Annotated in this window: 18 protein-coding genes; 10 read left to right on the top strand and 8 right to left on the bottom strand. The window is 67.8% G+C overall.

Annotated elements, in window-relative coordinates; translation table 11 throughout:
• The first annotated feature begins 59 nt into the window (after positions 1-59).
• The 8 genes from CCR79_RS07725 to CCR79_RS07690 all read left to right on the top strand — a co-directional run bounded on the left by CCR79_RS07725 (position 60) and on the right by CCR79_RS07690 (position 8,265).
• Positions 60-395, top strand: a complete 336-nt coding sequence (locus CCR79_RS07725) for an ArsR/SmtB family transcription factor (RefSeq protein ID WP_238636495.1) — start codon at positions 60-62, stop codon at positions 393-395.
• A 79-nt stretch (positions 396-474) separates the two neighbouring features.
• Positions 475-1,785, top strand: coding sequence for an ATP-binding protein (locus CCR79_RS07720; protein ID WP_201170510.1), 1,311 nt, complete (start codon positions 475-477; stop codon positions 1,783-1,785).
• 42 nt (positions 1,786-1,827) lie between these two features.
• Positions 1,828-2,364, top strand: coding sequence for a response regulator transcription factor (locus CCR79_RS07715; protein WP_201170508.1), 537 nt, complete (start codon positions 1,828-1,830; stop codon positions 2,362-2,364).
• Between the two features lie 93 nt (positions 2,365-2,457).
• Complete coding sequence (locus CCR79_RS07710) at positions 2,458-2,895, top strand: DsrE family protein (protein ID WP_201170507.1); 438 nt, start codon at positions 2,458-2,460, stop codon at positions 2,893-2,895.
• A 109-nt stretch (positions 2,896-3,004) separates the two neighbouring features.
• Entirely contained in the window at positions 3,005-3,664 is a 660-nt protein-coding gene (locus CCR79_RS07705; protein WP_338018472.1) for an ABC transporter ATP-binding protein, read from the top strand.
• The gene (locus CCR79_RS13825) at positions 3,661-6,192 is read left to right on the top strand and encodes an FtsX-like permease family protein (protein WP_201170503.1); all 2,532 of its coding nucleotides are present in this window, start codon (positions 3,661-3,663) and stop codon (positions 6,190-6,192) included. Before CCR79_RS07705 ends, CCR79_RS13825 begins: the two co-directional genes overlap by 4 nt.
• Complete coding sequence (locus CCR79_RS07695) at positions 6,185-7,351, top strand: lipocalin-like domain-containing protein (protein ID WP_201170502.1); 1,167 nt, start codon at positions 6,185-6,187, stop codon at positions 7,349-7,351. Before CCR79_RS13825 ends, CCR79_RS07695 begins: the two co-directional genes overlap by 8 nt.
• 11 nt (positions 7,352-7,362) lie before the next feature.
• Complete coding sequence (locus CCR79_RS07690) at positions 7,363-8,265, top strand: universal stress protein (protein WP_201170501.1); 903 nt, start codon at positions 7,363-7,365, stop codon at positions 8,263-8,265.
• A 15-nt stretch (positions 8,266-8,280) separates the two neighbouring features.
• On the opposite strand, the gene CCR79_RS07685 is transcribed toward CCR79_RS07690, so the two are convergent.
• The gene (locus tag CCR79_RS07685) at positions 8,281-8,697 is read right to left on the bottom strand and encodes an acyl-CoA thioesterase (protein WP_238634616.1); all 417 of its coding nucleotides are present in this window, start codon (positions 8,695-8,697) and stop codon (positions 8,281-8,283) included.
• A gap of 51 nt (positions 8,698-8,748) precedes the next feature.
• Positions 8,749-9,618 carry an OmpA family protein gene (locus CCR79_RS07680; protein WP_201170500.1) on the bottom strand — a complete coding sequence of 290 codons (870 nt, stop codon included), beginning with the start codon at positions 9,616-9,618 and terminating at the stop codon, positions 8,749-8,751.
• 441 nt (positions 9,619-10,059) lie between these two features.
• On the opposite strand from CCR79_RS07680, the gene pufB (CCR79_RS07675) reads away from it, so the two are divergent.
• Both pufB (CCR79_RS07675) and pufA read left to right on the top strand, forming a co-directional pair.
• Positions 10,060-10,287 carry a light-harvesting antenna LH1, beta subunit gene (pufB, locus tag CCR79_RS07675; RefSeq protein ID WP_011814200.1) on the top strand — a complete coding sequence of 76 codons (228 nt, stop codon included), beginning with the start codon at positions 10,060-10,062 and terminating at the stop codon, positions 10,285-10,287.
• Positions 10,288-10,299: 12 nt separating this feature from the next.
• On the top strand, positions 10,300-10,494 hold the full coding sequence (pufA, locus tag CCR79_RS07670; RefSeq protein WP_011814199.1) for a light-harvesting antenna LH1, alpha subunit: 195 nt from the start codon (positions 10,300-10,302) through the stop codon (positions 10,492-10,494).
• Between the two features lie 276 nt (positions 10,495-10,770).
• On the opposite strand, the gene def is transcribed toward pufA, so the two are convergent.
• From def to mnmA, 6 genes are all read right to left on the bottom strand, one after another.
• A complete protein-coding gene (gene def, locus CCR79_RS07665) occupies positions 10,771-11,259 on the bottom strand; it encodes a peptide deformylase (protein WP_201170499.1) in 489 nt (162 codons plus the stop codon).
• A gap of 89 nt (positions 11,260-11,348) precedes the next feature.
• Positions 11,349-11,564 carry a light-harvesting protein gene (locus CCR79_RS07660; RefSeq protein ID WP_201170497.1) on the bottom strand — a complete coding sequence of 72 codons (216 nt, stop codon included), beginning with the start codon at positions 11,562-11,564 and terminating at the stop codon, positions 11,349-11,351.
• A gap of 14 nt (positions 11,565-11,578) precedes the next feature.
• Complete coding sequence (gene pufB, locus CCR79_RS07655) at positions 11,579-11,758, bottom strand: light-harvesting antenna LH1, beta subunit (protein ID WP_011814196.1); 180 nt, start codon at positions 11,756-11,758, stop codon at positions 11,579-11,581.
• Between the two features lie 599 nt (positions 11,759-12,357).
• Entirely contained in the window at positions 12,358-15,102 is a 2,745-nt protein-coding gene (acnA, locus tag CCR79_RS07650; RefSeq protein ID WP_201170495.1) for an aconitate hydratase AcnA, read from the bottom strand.
• A 65-nt stretch (positions 15,103-15,167) separates the two neighbouring features.
• Positions 15,168-15,797 carry a high frequency lysogenization protein HflD gene (hflD, locus tag CCR79_RS07645; RefSeq protein WP_201170493.1) on the bottom strand — a complete coding sequence of 210 codons (630 nt, stop codon included), beginning with the start codon at positions 15,795-15,797 and terminating at the stop codon, positions 15,168-15,170.
• Positions 15,794-16,942, bottom strand: coding sequence for a tRNA 2-thiouridine(34) synthase MnmA (mnmA, locus tag CCR79_RS07640; RefSeq protein ID WP_201170490.1), 1,149 nt, complete (start codon positions 16,940-16,942; stop codon positions 15,794-15,796). The genes hflD and mnmA overlap by 4 nt, the downstream gene beginning before the upstream one ends.
• Positions 16,943-16,993: the final 51 nt, after the last annotated feature.

Raw genomic sequence — 16,993 nt, 5'->3', positions numbered from 1 at the left:
TCACGCATCAATGAGGCCCTGCGTCGGGCCGGCGCACTGCGAAAAGCGAGGTCATGGGCATGGCACATTCGGAACCGGACGCGGAGACCCTGGCGTTCATTGCGGCTCAGTTCCGGGCTCTGGGCGAGCCGCTGCGCTTGCAGCTGCTCCACGCCCTGCGCGACGGCGAGAAGAGCGTCGGCGAGCTGGTGGCGCTGACCGGCTCGTCGCAGCCGAACATCTCCCGGCATCTGGCCGTGCTGCGCCAGCACGGGCTGGTTCGACGGCGCAGCTGCGGTACGTTGGCCTACTTCGCGATTGCCGCCCCGCACGTGTTCGATCTGTGTGATGCCGTCTGCGGCGTCGATGGCCGCATGCGCTCGGCGACCCCGCAGGGGCCGTCCGGCGCGACCTGACCGCAGCGGGCCTGTCCGGTGGACCGCGCTTACCTGTTAGACTGAGCCGCCATCGACGGGTCGACAGAAGGCGAACAACATGGCCGCAGGAAAGGAGGGCGTGCCGCGTTTCGAGCCCGCCCAGGCGGTACGCATCCTGGCGTGGATGCGCATCACCGCCACCACAGGGCAGATGATCACCGTCCTCTTCGTCCACTTCGGACTGGGCCTGACCCTGCCGCTGGTGCCCCTGCTGCTGACCATCACCGTTCTGGCGTCGTGGAACGTCTTCGCTTTCTGGCGTCTGCGCAACACCCCCGAGCAGATCTCCCAGTCGGAGGTCGTGTTCAACGTCCTCATCGATGTCGTGGCACTGACGGTGCTGCTCGGGCTCACCGGGGGGCCCTCGAACCCGTTCGTCTCCCTCTACCTCGTCCCGGTTGCGCTGTCCGCCGTCGCCATGCCGGCCAATCTGGCGCTGGTGGTGGCGATCCTCTGCGTCGTGCTCTACGGCCTGCTGCTGGCGGTCTATCTGCCCATGGACGGGCCCCACCCGATCATCGGCGGGGATTTCAACCTGCACATGATCGGCATGTGGGTGAACTTCGTGATCTCTGCATGGATGATCACGGTGTTCGTCCGTTTCATGTCTTCGGTGCTGCGCCGCCAGGACTGGCGCCTCTCCAGGGCCCGGGAGCATACCCTGCGCAACGAGCAGATCGTGGCCCTTGGCACGGTGGCCGCCGGGGCCGCCCATCAGCTGGGCACGCCGTTGTCGACGATGTCCATGGTCGTCGACGAGTTGCGCCAGGAACGCCGGGACGATACCGAGCTGCAGCAGGATCTCGAGCTGCTGCATTCGCAGCTTGCGGTGTGCAAGGAAACGCTGGAAGATCTGAAGGACGCGGGCGCAGCCGGAAGCGATCAGGGCGGGCGCACGGTCTCTCTGCAGCGGCATGTGGCGCGTATCGTGGATACTTGGCGCCTGATGCACCCGAAGATCGAGCCGAGCGTGACGTACCAGGAGCCTTTCGTGGACGTCGAGATCAGCCAGGATCCGACCCTCATGCATGCGCTGCTCAACCTGCTGAACAACGCCGCCGAGGCGTCTTTGGAGAATCACCGCAGCGGGGTCGAGGTCTCGATCAGCAGCGACGGTGAAAGACTGACCCTGGTCATCGACGACGAGGGCACAGGCCTCGATTCCGAGCGCGTGCGCCATGCCGGCCGGGTGGTCCAGACAACGAAGCCGTCGGGCATGGGCATTGGGCTGGTGCTGGCCAACGCCACGGTGGATCGTTTCGGCGGGAGCGTCACCCTGATGGATTCGCCGAAGGGCCAGGGTGCGCGAACGAGGATCGAAGTCTCCCTCGAGCTGCTGCGGGCGGACAACAACCGCGGCGTTGAATGAGGGAGGGAGCCGGTGAGGCTTGAGGAGGAGAGGAGGTAGACCATGTTGAACGGGCCATCGATTCTGATCATCGATGACGATACGACCTTCTCCCAGGTGCTGGGGCGCTCGCTCTCGCGCCGGGGCTGTCAGGTGGATTCGGCGGAAGAGCCGGAGACCGCCCTGCAAAAGGCGCGCAGTCAGCAGCCACAGTACGTGGTGCTGGATCTGAAGCTCGGCGAGCACTCCGGACTGAACCTGGTCGAGCCACTTCGGGATGCGCTGCCGCAGGCACGCATCTTGGTACTGACCGGGTATGCCAGCATCCCCACCGCCGTGGAGGCTATCAAGCGCGGGGCTTACAACTACCTGCCCAAGCCCACGGACGCGGACACCGTGCTTGCCACCCTGGAGGGCAAACCCACTGCAGAGCCGGAAAAGCCCCCGCAGAAGCCGATGTCGCTGCGGCGGCTGGAGTGGGAGCAGATCCAGCGGGTGCTCAACGAGCACGACGGCAACATCTCGGCGGCGGCCCGGGCACTCGGGATCCATCGGCGCACGCTGCAGCGCAAGCTCAGCAAGCGACCGGTCAAGCAATAGTCGCGCGCTGTTTGCACGGGCGTGAATGCTCCGATATGTTCCGGGGAGGGTCGCCGAGCGACCCGATCCGTGAACTCAAGGAGCGATGCCCAGATGCGAGCTTTTAACAAGGTTTTGGCAGCGGCCGCAATGGCCGCTGCCGGGGTAGGGCTGGCCCAGGCCGACGGTCACGGCCCGGACAAGCTGTTCGTCAGCGTGACCTCTGACGATCTGCAGACCCAAGGCATGTCCATGATCCTCGCCACCCAGGGTATGCAGCAGGGCCAGGAACCACGCATCCTGCTCTGCGGCCCCGGGGCCGAGATGGCCACGGACGACTACTCGGCCGATGCCCTGGAGCCGGCCGGTGCCAATCCGCAGCAGATGATGCGCAACCTGATCGATGAAGGCGTTCAGGTCGAGGTCTGCGCCATTTTCCTGCCCAACACCGACTACACCGAGGACGACCTGATCGAGGGCGTCGGTGTGGCGGAGGCGCCGGAGGTGGCCGAGTACATGGCTGACCCGAGTGTCCGCCACTTCTCCAACTGACGGCCAGGCTGCCGGCCCCTGTCCGACGAAGGGCCGGCAGCCGCTGCGATCGCCGGCGCAGGGCGGTGCGGAACGGTCCGCGCAGGATCTGCTGATCCAGTTGCAGGGCGTGTGCAAGGGCTACCCGGAGGGTGGAGCCGTTCGCGTGGTCCTCGAGGATCTGGATCTGGCCATCCGTCGCGGCGAATCCGTGGCCGTGATCGGCCCGAGCGGCTCGGGCAAATCCACGCTGCTCAACCTGATCGGGGCCATGGAGGCACCGGATCGCGGGGCGCTGAGGTTCGACGGCATGGATCTGGCGAGGCTGGACGAAACCGCCCGAACGCTCTTCCGGCGCCGTCATCTCGGTTTCATCTTTCAACAGCTCAATCTCGTCCCGACGCTGACCGTGCTCGAGAATCTGCTCCTTCCGCTGGAGCTCAATGGGGCCCTGGATCGGGACGGAAGGCGCCACGCCCGGGCGCTGCTGGAGCGCGTCGGACTGCAGGGACGGGAGGGCACCTTCCCGGAACACCTCTCCGGCGGCGAGCGGCAGCGGGTTGCCGTCGCCCGGGCCCTGGTGCACGGCCCCGGGCTTCTCCTTGCCGACGAGCCCACGGGCAGCCTCGACAGGGAGACGGCCCGAACCGTACTCGGGTTGTTCAATGAGCTCCGCCGTGAGCGTGGCATGACCGCCCTGATCGCAACCCACGCCAGCGAGGTGGCGGCCGCCGCCGATCGGGTGGTTGCACTGCAGGGTGGCCGGCTCGATGAGGTGTCTGCAGCGTGATCCTGGCCCGGGCTGGATGGCGCCATCACCTGCGCCACCCCTGGCAGGCGGCGCTGGCGATCCTCGGCGTGGCGCTCGGGGTGGCGGTGGTCGTTGCCGTCGAACTCGCCAACGCCTCCTCGGAGCGGGCATTCACGCGTTCGGCGGAGGCCCTCACCGGGCAGGCTACCCACCGGATCACGGCCGGCACCGCCGGGGTGGAGGAAAGCCTTTACACCCGGTTGCGGCATGCCGGTATTCGCCCCTCGACCCCGGTGGTCGAAGGACACGTCACAGGTCCGGACGGGCCGTTGCGCGTGCTCGGCATCGATCCCTGGGCCGAGTCGGGGGTCCGCGAGGCGGTAGCCGGTGCCGCTCGTGCGGTGGATGCTGCCCTCTGGCTCGATCGGGACGATCTGGTGGTGCTCTTCCGGGACGATGCGCGGCGGCTGGGGGTCACCGAGGGAGACCCCTTGGCGGTGGAGGTCGCCGGGCGCGAGCACCGGCTGGAGGTGGCTGCGGTGGTTGAGGCTCCGGATCGCCTGACCGCTGAGGGGCTGCGGGATACCGTCGTAGTGGACGTGGCCACCGCTCAGGAGCTGCTCGACCGGCTCGGGCGCCTCGACCGCATCGATCTGGTGATCCCCGAGGGAGCAGCCGGAGCGGTTCGCCTGGCTCGCGTGCAGGAATTACTGCCCGATGGCGCAGTGATCGGCGAGGCCCAGGAAGGCGCGGCTGCCCTCGACGAAATGACCGCGGCCTTTCGCCTCAACCTGACCGCCTTCAGCCTGCTGGCCCTGCTGGTGGGCGCGCTGCTCATCTACAACGCAATCTCCTTCTCCGTGGTCCAGCGCCGGGCGTTGATCGGTCGGCTGCGAGCCCTCGGAGTCGGTCGCGGGCGGCTGTTCCGCGCGGTGGTTACCGAGGGGGTCGTGCTCGGGATCGCCGGCACGCTGGCGGGTCTGCCCCTCGGCTACCTGCTGGCTGACGGATTGCTCGAACTCGTGACACGGACCATCACCGACCTCTACTTCGTCCACAACGTCCGTGAGGTTGCGCTTGCACCCACGGCGCTTTTCATGGCCGCGGCGCTGGGGGTGGTGGCGGCCGCACTGGCGGCCGCCGCGCCGGCCTGGGAAGCTGCCTCGGTTGCCCCGCGCACGGCCTTGGACCGCGCCACGCTGGAGGGGCGTGCACGTCGCTGGGTGCGCCCGCTGGCCGGGGGCGGGTTGTTGCTCGGTGCCGCCGGAGTCGGTCTCCTGTGGGGTGGCAGCGGCGGCCTGGTGGTGGGTTTCGGTGGCGTCTTTGCCCTGCTGGTCGGTGCGGCGCTCTTGGTGCCCTGGGCCGTGGGAGGGCTGGCCGGCGCGCTTGCCGGTCCGGCCGGTTGGCTGCTCGGGGCGCCGGGACGCATGGCCGCGCGGGGCGTGGCGGCCGGGCTGTCGCGCAGCGGGGTGGCGGCCGTGGCGCTGGTGGTTGCGGTGACGGCGGTCATCGGGGTGAGCGTCATGATCGACAGCTTCCGCGGCAGCCTGGCTACCTGGCTGGACAGCACGCTGTCGGCGGATGTCTATGTCAGCGCCCCGTCCCAGACCGGCGAGCCGCCGCCGGAGTTGCCGCCGCAGCTGCACGAGCGTTTGGCCGAAGTAGAAGGGGTCGAGTCGGTGGCGACCTCGCGCCAGTTGCGGGTTCCCTCCGAGTTCGGCGAGATCCAGCTCCGTGCCTTTGATCACGGTCCGGTTGGTGATGCCGGCATGGCGTACAAGGAGCGGGGGCCGGCGGCCTGGGACCGTTTCGAGCGGGGAGAGGGCGCCTACATCACCGAGCCCTTCGCTGCCCACCACAATCTCGAGGTCGGCGATCGGGTGGCCATCCGGACGCCCGCCGGCGAGCGGCACCTCCCGGTGCTCGCCGTGGTTCACGACTACACGACGAGTCAGGGTGCTGTGTTCGTGGCGCGGGGGTTCTACGACGAGCACTGGCAGGACGATGCCGTCGACGGCCTGGCCGTCCACGCCGGGGCGGGGATCGACACCGACGCCCTGATCGCTGCTCTGCGCGAGGCCACCGGTGACGAGGCCGGAGTGCTCACCTTCCGCTCCGATGCCGAGATTCGGCGCCTGTCGTTGGACGTGTTCGACCGCACCTTCGCCGTGACGCGGGTTCTGCAGTTGCTGGCCACCATCGTCGCGGCTGTCGGCGTCTTCGGTGCTCTGCTGGCGCTCGCCCTGGAGCGCAGTGGCGAGGTGGCGGTCCTGCGTGCCTTGGGACTGACGCCGGCGCAGGTCTGGACGCTGGAACTGGCCCGCACGGGATTGCTGGGTGCGTTTGCCGGCGTTCTGGCCATCGTGCCGGGCCTTGCCCTGGCACTTGCCCTGACCGACGTGATCAACCAGCGCGCGTTTGGCTGGAGCCTGCAGTTCCAGGTGGATCCGGCAGTGCTGGCACAGGCCGTGGCCCTGGCGACCGTGGCCGCCTTGCTCGCCGGGCTCTATCCCGCCTACCGTGCAGCCAGAGTACCCCCGGGGGAGGCGATGCGTGAGGATGGCTGAGCGACTCGGCAGGTTACTCCGCGGCGGCGTGGTTGTCGTCACGGTCTTGCTGCTGGCCGGGTGCACGGATCCGCCGGAGCAAAACGGCGCAGCCGGGCAGCAGGGGGTCACGGTTGCCGGGGCGCTCTCCGGCGAACAGGATGCGCAGGGCTTCGCCCGGGCCCTGGGGCCGCGGCCGCTGGTCTTTCCCCGGGATCACGGGCCGCACCCCGACTACCGTCACGAATGGTGGTATATCACGGGCAATGTGTTCGACGAGGACGGTCGTCACTTCGGATTCCAGGTCACCTTCTTCCGTTTCGCCCTGTCCCCCGAGCCGGCCCCGCGCCGTTCGGCCTGGGGGACCAATCAGTTGTGGATGGCCCACTTCGCCGTGACGGACACCGAGGGGGAGACCTTCCACCACTTCGAGCGGCTGGCGCGGGGCGCTGTCGGCCTGGCTGGGGCCCGACCCGACCCGTTCCGGGTGTGGTTGGAGGACTGGGAAGTCCGCGGTGCGCCAGGCCAGGGGCTGAACCGGTTGCGGACCCGGCTCGAGGCCGAGGGGGTCGAGCTGGAACTGGATCTGCGGGCGCGCAAGCCGATGGTGTTCCAGGGCGAGGACGGCTACAGCCGCAAGGGCGACGACCCCGGTAACGCCTCCTACTACTACACGCTCCCTCGGCTACAGGCGGCTGGGCGTCTGGCGGTGCCCGACGGCGAGCACACGGTCTCGGGGAGCGCCTGGATCGATCGGGAGTGGGGCAGCAGCACCCTGAGTGAGGAGCAGACCGGATGGGACTGGTTCTCGATTCAGCTCGACGATGACCGCGAACTGATGTTCTATCACTTGCGCCGGGAAGATGGCAGCATCGATCCGAGAAGCAAGGGCGGCTGGGTGGAGGCCGATGGTCGTCACCGCGTGGTCACTCGAGACGACGTGCACCTCGAGGTGCTCGAGCACTGGACCAGCCCTGACGGCGAGGCCACCTACCCGGCGCGCTGGCGGCTAGAATACCCGGAGGAGGAGTTGACCCTGGAGCTCGAGCCTGTGCTGGCGGATCAGGAGCTGCGCGACGGGTTTCGATACTGGGAGGGTGCGCTGCGCGGTCGTGGCGAGGCTGCCGGCCGCCCGGTGAGCGCGGTCGGCTATGCGGAACTGACTGGCTACGTCGATTAGGAGGGGGAGTCGTGCGCAAGATCCTATATGCCACCGATCTCAGCGAACGGACCGAGGCAGCGGCGCAGCGCAGTCTGGATCTGGCTCGCTTGCACGGGGCCGAACTGCGGGCGCTGCACGTCATCGAGGCCGATCTCGAGGAGGAGACCTTGCGCCTGCTGTTCCGCGAGCAGGGCGGCGGCGCGCAGCAGGCGACCCGTGAGCTGGAGCGGGCCAGTGAGGCGCGAATGAACGAGCAGCTCAGTGCCATCGCCGGCGGTGGGGCGGACCCGGCGTGGTCGGTCGGTTGCCGGTGGGGACGTGGTGCGGCTGAGATCGCTGCAGAGGCGCGGGAGTGGGGAGCCGATCTGGTCACGATTGGTGCCCACGGGAGGCGCGTGGTACGGGATCTGTTCCTCGGCGCAACCGCGGAGCGCCTGGCACACGAGCGCGCCGGGCCTATCCTGGTGGTCAAGCGCCCGCCGCAGGGCGGTTACCAGCGGGTTCTGGTGGCCGTGGACGGGTCCGGACGCTCGCGACACGCTGTCGAAGCGGCCGCCCGCCTGGCCCCGGACGCCGCGCTGCAGCTGCTCGGCGTTCACGATACGACACCGCTGGAGCGGATCTACGGGGCGGGCGAGGGGGCTGCTACAGAGCTCCAGGCGGCCCTGCAGGACGGGCGGCAGCAGACCGCCGAGGCCCTGGGTCGCCTCGTGGACGAGTTGCCGGTGCGGGATCGCGTCGACCACTTCGAGGCCCGCGGCGGCGATCCGGCGACGGTGATCCGTCAATTCGCCGAGGAGGCGGATGTCGATCTGGTTGCCATGGGGACGCGGGGCCTCTCCCGCTGGCAGGGTGCCCTGCTCGGCAGCGTTGCCCGCCGTGTCGCCCACGAGAGCGAGCGCGATGTCCTGCTGACCAGCGGCGAGGGCTGAGCGCCGGCGCGGATCTCAGGTGCTGAGGGCCTCGCGGAAGGGCTCCGGGGTGCGGCGCGGCCGGCGTGCGGTGTAGTCGAAGAAGGCGATGGTCGTCCGGGCACGGGCGACCTCCCTGGCGTCTGCCGGGCGCTCGACGCGGTAGAAGAGTTCGGCCCTACTACGTCCGATCGTGCCGGCGCCGACGGCGATGGTCAGGGCGTCGCCGTGGAAAGCCTCGGCCCGGTACGCTACCTCCAGCTCGCTGATGACGATACCGGCTCCGCCACAGTCCCCCTCACTGAAGCCGTAGTGGGCCAGAAAACCCACCCGGGCCTCGTGGAGCAGGGAGACTAGGGCGTCGTTGCCCAGGTGGCCGCCGTAGTTGACGTCGGTGATGCGCACCGAAAGCTCGGTGGCGAAGGGCAGATGCTCGGGCAGTTCGATCGTCATGGTGGCGATCATAAGGATCGGCGGTTGCCATCGCCAGCACAAGACGGGTGGCTAGAGGGCCGTCCGCAGCTCCACGCGGCGGTTGCTCGCCAGCTCGTGGATGTCCTGTTCAGCGTTGTCCTCGTCGATAAGCCGCGCCTCGATCTCGATCCGGTCCTCGGGTAGGCCGAGGTGCACTAGCTCGTCCCGGACCGCCGCAGCGCGCGCTTCGGCAAGTTGCTCGTTGATCTCCGGACTGCCCCGCGTATCCGCATAGCCGATGGATAGCACCACGCCCCAGTGCGGGTTGTCCTCGACGGCGCGGACGAACCGCCGGATCTCGTCTAGAGCGTTGCGGGTGAGGTCGTCGCTGCCCGTGGCGAAGTAGACCTCGGTGCGCGGCCCGCGCGGCAGGCGCGGGAGGTTGCCCTCCCAGGTTGGGCCGTCACTGTCCGCCATGGGTTCGCCGGTGCGGCCAGGGATAACCTGGCCGCGGGTGGCGGTGCCGGCGTCGACGCGCTCATGACGGGCGATGCACTCGCGGTAGTGGCCGAGCGCCCGCTGGAAGGCGGCCGGGGTCAGCCCGATCTCGATCAGCTCCCCGCTGTATCCGGCCTCGTAGCGGATCTGTGGCTCGCGCCCGTCGCGCAGGGCGTCGAGTAGCCACTGCGTCGTCCGGCGGCTGAAACGCAGTGTCCGCGTGTCCGGGTGCAGACGCACCGGCTCGACATGGCGGCGCCGATCCCCGCCCCAGGCTGGCTCGCCAATATAAAGATCCCCCTCGATTTCTTCCCGGGGAGGGCGATTGGCGAAGAAACTCAGATACTGTCGACCGTCATGCCGGTAGCTGATTAAGGCCACCCCTTTTCCGGGGATTTCGTGGGCCATATGGCACCCGGAACGCCCCTCGAAGGCGTGCCATTGCGCGCCATGCGGGTCCATGCGGTGCGTCTGCTGCCCGCTGACAGCCCCGGCGCTTACGCAAATTGCCGCAGCGCAGGCGAAAACGATTGCAAGGGTCCGGGTACGATGATTCATCATGTCCAACATATCGGCATTTGCGCGGGAAACTGAAGTGGAGGGAAAGGGATTCCACAAGGGGGTACAGGGGTGCGGTTATACGCCACCACACAGCGCCCCCATTCCTGCGTTAGTGTTTAGGTCATCGTGGAGGTCGAGCGCTGGACCAGATAGGCAAGGGCTCGGCACACGAACGAACCTCGAAGACTGGGCGGGCCCAGCGTACCGACCCAGCGCTTTGAGGAAGGTCGGCACCCAGGTGCCGGCTGCACGGGAAGTCCCACGTTAGCGTGGGCGACCACCCCCTACCGCGCGGGGGTAGAGCGCGGTACCGGCTGAAACGCTGAACGGAGGACGAAACGTATGGCCGATAACATGTCGCTGACGGGCCTTAGCGATGAGGAAGCTAAGGAGTTCCACAGCATCTTCATGCAGAGCTTCCTGATCTTCACGGCGGTGGCCGTCGTGGCCCACTTCCTCGCTTGGGCCTGGCGTCCGTGGATCCCCGGTGCCGAGGGCTACGGCTCCGTCATCGAGGGTGTTCACAACGTGACCGCCGCTGTTTCCCAAATCGCGCCGCTTGCTGGTTAAGGAGATAGAACCATGTGGAGACTCTGGAAGCTTTACGATCCGCGCCGCGTCCTGATCGGCATCTTCTCCTGGCTGGCCGTGCTGGCCCTGGTGATCCACTTCATCCTGCTCAGCACTGATCGGTTCAACTGGGTCGGCGGTGCTGCGGTCAGCTCGGTGAGCGAGTCCGCTGAAGAGGTGTCCGCTCTGCCCCCGCGGCAGGTCTGACACCCGCTCCCGGGTCAGGTAGGAGGCTCTCCCGCTCTCTCGGAGTGGGGGAGGTTCCTCCCGGGAGAGCCTGCCAGACGCGGCAGGTTGTGAAGAAAAACGGGGCTTATGCCCCGTTTTTCTTTGTCTGTCCGCATTAGTCTCCTGTCTCCTCCGGGGGGTAGGCCGGTCCATACCGGCCTCCACCAGCCAAGCGGGGTGCCCGGGCGCCCTTTACGTCCGGGCACCCATTCCCTACCGAATCATAGCGCCTGTATGGCGTCTGCGTGGTGCCTGCTAGCGGCGAAGGAGGCGGCCGGCGCGCATCCGCAGCCGTTGCCAGAAAGAGAGTCGGTCGATGAATAGGGTGCCGTCCAGGTGGTCGACCTCGTGGTGCAGGCAGACGGCCTCGAGGTTCTCCAGCTTGCAGTGGAACCGCTCACCGCTGGTGTCCTGAGCGCGGACACTGACCCGGGTGGGGCGCACCACCAGGCCTTGCTGACCGGGGACCGAGAGGCAACGCTCCTCGATGTAACCGGGCAGGCTGCTGCCGGTGATCTCCGGGTTGATGAATACGCGCGGCGTCTGTGTCGGATCGGTGCAACAGACGACAATGCGCCGGCGGATATCCACCTGCGGGGCTGCCAGTCCGATGGCGGAGGCGGCGCGCATGGTCTCGATCATGTCATCGACCAGCTCACGGAGTTCCTGGTCGAAGGTCTCCACTGGCGCGGATGGTTCTCGCAGGCGGGGGTCGGGGTGTTCAAGGATGTCTAGCGTGGTCATGGAGGGGTCCTGACGAGAAAAAGGGGCGAGATCCGCGGACCCCGCCCCAGTGTCGAGCCGTCAATGGGCTGCTATCCGCGCAGGCGGATTTACACCATCGACTCGCGCGTTGCCAGCGCGTCGCTCTCGGCAATCTCCGAGGCCGGGATCTCGGCCGCGGCGTTGCCCTCGAAGAAGGCGGGGTACCAGCTGGTGTTCGTCAGGATAGCACCGTGCACCAGCAGGCTGATCAGCAGCACAACACCCAGGAACAGCGGAAGGCCGACGCTGGGCTTGACTACGAGCCAAATACGAGCCTGGTTCATGTGTTAATCCTCCCTTAACCGAGCCACGGCGAGTAGGCGAAAGCCAGCACGTGCGCAACCACGGCGATGCCGAAGAAGATGCGCGCGCCGTCCAGCACGTAGCTGTGCAGCTCTTCCGCCTCCGGCAGGGTCAGCCCGGACGGCCAGACCCTGTTCGGGTCGTCGAAGTCCACGAAATCGTCGCGATCTCTCATAGTAGCTACTCCTTTTATGAAAGGCGTTAGCCTCCGAACCACCCGCCCAATCAACCGGACCGGAGATGGAGCGGGCACCATCCAAATGTCGCAGGGTTAGATAAACAAGAAGGGCGGGTGGCGGTCAACGCTCGGGGGCGCGGTGCCGCACGGGGTGCGCTGCCTTGCCGCGCCACCCTGCGCGGCTACTGCAGAAAAACGTATAAGTACGCGCCAACTGCCCGTTTGTGAAGGGTGTGCGGCGATTTGCCCAATCCTTATCGGTCGCCGCTGTTGGCGGCCACGGGAGCCGCTGGAGCGGTTTTATCGAAAAACCGGGGATTTGAATCGATATTCGCCCGGAAAATCCCGGCGGGCGCGGCCTGAGGAGGCTTTCGAATATCCGGTGGAAACACCGCTCGATGGGAATCATCGGAGGGTGCGACACTGAATCCGTCTCGGAAAAAGGGGGGCGATCCCGAAAGCTTCTTCCGGTGGGACGGACCGCGGTGGCGACGGCCCACAGCGGCCGTTGCACGTCGTATGAGGGGCGGTGGGGGAGCACCCGGGGGCGGGGTGGCCTGTGGCCAACCCCCGCCCATATCAACGCCTGAGGGGTCTCAGGCCGCGCCGGCGAGCCCGCGCAGGACGTAGTGCAAGATACTGCCATGACGGTAGTACTCCCACTCCTGCGGGGTGTCGATCCGCACACGGGCCTCGAAGGTCGTCTCGCCGCCATCCTCACGCCGTGCGACCACACGTACGCTGCGGGGCTGCTCGGTGATGCCCTCGATGTCGAAGGCCTCGTCCCCTGTCAGGCCGAGGTTCTCGGCGTTCTCGCCGTCGCGGAACTGCAGGGGGAGGACGCCGAAGCCCACCAGGTTGGAGCGGTGGATGCGCTCGTAGCTCTCCGCGATCACGGCCTTGATGCCCAGCAGCTTGGTGCCCTTGGCTGCCCAGTCACGGGAGGAGCCGGTGCCGTACTCCTTGCCGGCGAGCACGACCAGTGGGGTGTCCGCCTGCTGGTAGCGCATGGAGGCGTCGTAGACGCTGGTCTGCTCGCCACTGGGCACGTGCGTGGTCCAGCCGCCCTCGGTGCCGGGCGCCATTTTGTTGCGCAGGCGCACGTTGGCGAAGGTGCCGCGCATCATGACCTCGTGGTTGCCGCGCCGCGAGCCGTAGGAGTTGAAGTCCTTGGGGGATACCCCCTGCTCCTGCAGGTACTGCCCGGCAGGGCTGTCCGGGTGGATGGCCCCGGCCGGCGAGATATGGTCCGTGGTGATGGAGTCGCCGACGTAGATCAGGCAGCGGGCGCCGCGGATATCCTGCAGCGGCTCCGGAGTCTTGCTCATGCCCTGGAAGTAGGGCGGGTTCTTGACGTAGGTGGATTCGCGCCAGTCGTAGAGCTCCCCGCGGGGGGCATCGATGGCCTGCCAGGCGGCGTCGCCGTCGAACACGTTGGCGTACTGCTCACGGTACATCCCGGCGGAGATGTTGCCGCGGACCAGGTCTGCCACTTCCTGCTGGGTCGGCCAGATGTCCTGGAGGTAGACATCCCGGCCCTGACTGTCCGTGCCCAGCGGCTCGTTGTAGAGATCCCGCGCCATGGTGCCGGCCAGGGCGTAGGCCACCACCAGCGGGGGCGAAGCGAGGTAGTTGGCCCGAACGTCCTGGTGGATGCGGCCTTCAAAGTTGCGGTTGCCTGAGAGCACCGAGGTCACGCAGAGATCGCCCTCGCGGATGCCGTTGGTGACGGCCTCGGGCAGTGGGCCGGAGTTGCCGATGCAGGTGGTGCACCCGAACCCGACGACCGAGAAGCCCAGATGCTCCAGGTCGTCGAGGAGCCCGGCCTGCTCCAGGTAGGCGGGCACGACCTGCGAGCCCGGTGCCAGGCTGGTCTTGACCCAGGGCTTGGGCATCAGGCCGCGCTCGCGCGCCTTCTTGGCCACCAGGCCGGCGGCGACCAGGACGGCCGGGTTCGAGGTGTTGGTGCAGGAGGTGATCGCCGCGATGACGACGTCGCCGTGCTTGAGCATCTCGTTGCGGCCGCCGATCTCGATCTCCACCGCGCCCCGTTCATGGGCATCGTCGATCCCGGGCGCACTGTGGCCGCCCTCGTGCTCGTACTGCTCCTCAGCCTCGTCGGCGGGCACGGCGTGGTGGGCACGCAGGTGCTCCTGCAGCGTCTGCTTGAAGCTGGTCTTGGCCGCGTCCAGCGGGACGCGGTCTTGAGGCCGCTTGGGCCCGGCGAGGCTCGGGACCACCGTGCTCATGTCCAGCGACAGGGTGTCCGAGTACTCGGCCTCGCGGGCACCGGTCTCGCGCCACATGCCCTGCGCCTTGGCATACTGCTCGGTGAGCTCGATGAGTTCCGGGTCGCGGCCGGAGAGCTCCATGTAGGCCAGGGTCTCCTTGTCGACCGGGAAGATGCCGCAGGTGGCGCCGTACTCCGGGGCCATATTGGCGATGGTCGCGCGGTCGGCCAGGGGCAGGTGGTCGAGGCCGTCGCCGTAGAATTCGACGAACTTGCCGACGACGCCCTTCTTGCGCAGCATCTCGGTGACGGTCAGTACCAGGTCGGTAGCCGTTGCCCCCTCGGGCAGCTTGCCCTCCAGACGGAAGCCCACCACCTCGGGGACGAGCATGCTGATCGGCTGGCCGAGCATGGCGGCCTCGGCCTCGATGCCGCCCACGCCCCAGCCGAGGATGCCCAGGCCGTTGATCATGGTGGTGTGCGAGTCGGTTCCGACCAGCGTGTCCGGGTAAGCCTGCGGGGTGTCGCCGTTGTCGTTGCGGAACACCACCTGCCCGAGGTACTCGAGATTGACCTGGTGAACGATGCCGGTGCCCGGTGGGACGACGCGGAAGTTGGAGAACGCCGTCTGGCCCCAGCGCAGGAACTCGTAGCGCTCCCGGTTACGCTGGTACTCGATCTCGGTGTTGAGCTGCAGGGCCTGGCGGTTGCCGAAGTGGTCGACCATCACCGAGTGGTCGATGACCAGGTCGGCCGGTGAAAGCGGGTTGATCCGGCCCGGGTCGCCGCCGAGATTCTGCATGGCGTCGCGCATGGCGGCTAGGTCCACCACCGCCGGGACGCCGGTGAAGTCCTGAAGCACCACGCGTGCCGGCGTGAAGGCGATCTGGTCCTTCGGTTCGGCCTTGGGATCCCAGTTGAGGACCGCTTCGATGTGCTCGCGGGTGACGTTGACGCCGTCTTCCGTGCGCAGCAGGTTCTCGAGCAGGATCTTCAGGGAGTAGGGCAGGCGATCGACGTCGTAATCGCGGCGCGGCCCGTCCAGGCTGTAGATCTCGTAGGCCTTGCCCCCGGCTTGCAGGGTGGTCCGCGAGTTGAAGCTGTCCGTCATGGTCCCTCCAGTGGTTGTGCGATCAGCGCTTCTTATAGTGTATCGAATCGGTTGTGATGCGTCGCTCAAGCCTCGCTGGGCAGTCCCTCGAGCAGGTTCCGGGCGGCTCCGGCGATCGCCTGGCGCCGGAAGAGCAGCGTCATCCGGCCGCCGCCATTGTCCCGCCACAGGCTAGCGCCGCGGATGCCGCACAGCAGCAGCGCGCGGATCAAGGCGGCATTGCGCTCGTTCTCCAGGTGTTGCTGCTCTCCGCGGATCATCAGCCGTGGTCCCATCTGGCTGATGGTCTGGCTGTAGAGGTCACCGATACCGTGGATGACGCTGGTATGGGTGGGGCTCTCGAAATAGGCCGCCTGGCCGCGGGCCTGCTCGATGCCCTCGGCGAGGCGCTGAAGCACCGCCTGACGCTTCATGAGGCGCCGCTCGAGGTGAAAAATGCTCGCCACGTAACGGGTCGTATCGGCCTCCTGGGGGTCCTCGAGCTGCTCCACCACCCGCCGCAGCCCCGGGGCGAGGCGCGCTGCGCCGTAAAGGGCGTCGGTGCAGCCGTCGTACTCCCCAAGCAGACCCTCGATCAGAGGCTCATACCGGCTCGCCTCGGTATCCCCGGTGCGTGCTACCTCGCGGATGCACTGCACCGCCTGCATGATGACGGCGAGGGTCAGGGCCTGTTCCTGTTCGCGCGAATCGCTCACACCACCTCCGTTGGATGCGTCTGCAGGGTCGGCGGGTTACCCCGGTCCGCCGGGTGCGCGGCGGCGATGGCCGCGCCCCCCAGGCACTGATCGTCGTCGTAGAGAACCAGATACTGTCCGGGGGTTGCCGCCCGCTGGGGCTCGTCGAAGCGGAACAGCACGCCACCGTCGTCCGTGTGCGCCACCGCCCCGGCCTGGGGGCGCTGGCGATAACGCACCTGGGCCTGCAGCCGTGCCCCCTCCGCGGGGATCGGCGCCAGCCAGTGAAAGGGGCCGGTTTCCACCGCGGCACTCTGCAGCCAGGGATGATCGTGCCCCTGGACGACGAGCAGCGCGTTGCGATGGGCGTCCTTATCGGCCACATACCAGGGGGCGGCGCCGTGATCCGGGTCGCCACCGATCCCCAGCCCCCGGCGCTGGCCCAGCGTATAGAAGGCGAGCCCCTGGTGGCGGCCGATCTCTCGTCCATCCTCGGTGAGGATGGGTCCGGGATCCAGGTCGATGTAGCGCTGCAGGAAACGGGTGAAGTCCCGTTCGCCGATGAAGCAGATACCAGTGCTGTCCGGGCGGTCGAAGTTGGGCAGCCCCGCGGACCGGGCCTCTTCGCGGATGGTTTCCTTGGTGCTGTCGCCGAGCGGGAAACGCACGGTGTCCAGGGCCGTACGGGATACGCCGGCGAGGAAGTAGCTCTGGTCTTTGTCCGGATCGAAGCCGCGCAGCAGGGCCGGCCCGTCGTCACTGGCGCGTCCCAGGCGGGCGTAGTGGCCGGTGGCCACGGCGTCCGCCGCGAACTGCTCCCGGGCGTGGTGCAGGAAGCGGTCGAACTTGATGTGCCGATTGCACAGGATGTCGGGGTTCGGGGTGCGCCCGGCGCGCAGCTCCCGCAGCGCCTGCTCGAAGACCTCGCGCCGGTAGTGCACGGCGAAGTTCACCCGTCGAATGGGGATGCCCAAGTGCTCCGCCACCTCTACTGCCGCGGCGATGTCGTCCTCGGCCGAGCACTGCATCAGCGTGTCGTCGTCCTCCCAGTTCTTCATGAACAGGCCGATCACCTCGTGACCGGCGCGAACGAGGCGCAGCGCCGCCACGGCAGAGTCCACGCCACCGGAGAGGCCGACAACGATTCGCTTGGGGGATTCAGTCATGGGGCCGGATCTATCAGGTGTCCCGGGCCGAGAGGCTACCACAGTCCGCGG

Source organism: Halorhodospira halophila (assembly GCF_016653405.1).
Classification (GTDB): domain Bacteria; phylum Pseudomonadota; class Gammaproteobacteria; order Nitrococcales; family Halorhodospiraceae; genus Halorhodospira; species Halorhodospira halophila_A.
Note: the sequence above shows the minus strand (reverse complement) of the source record. Positions and strands in the feature narration are given on the sequence as shown.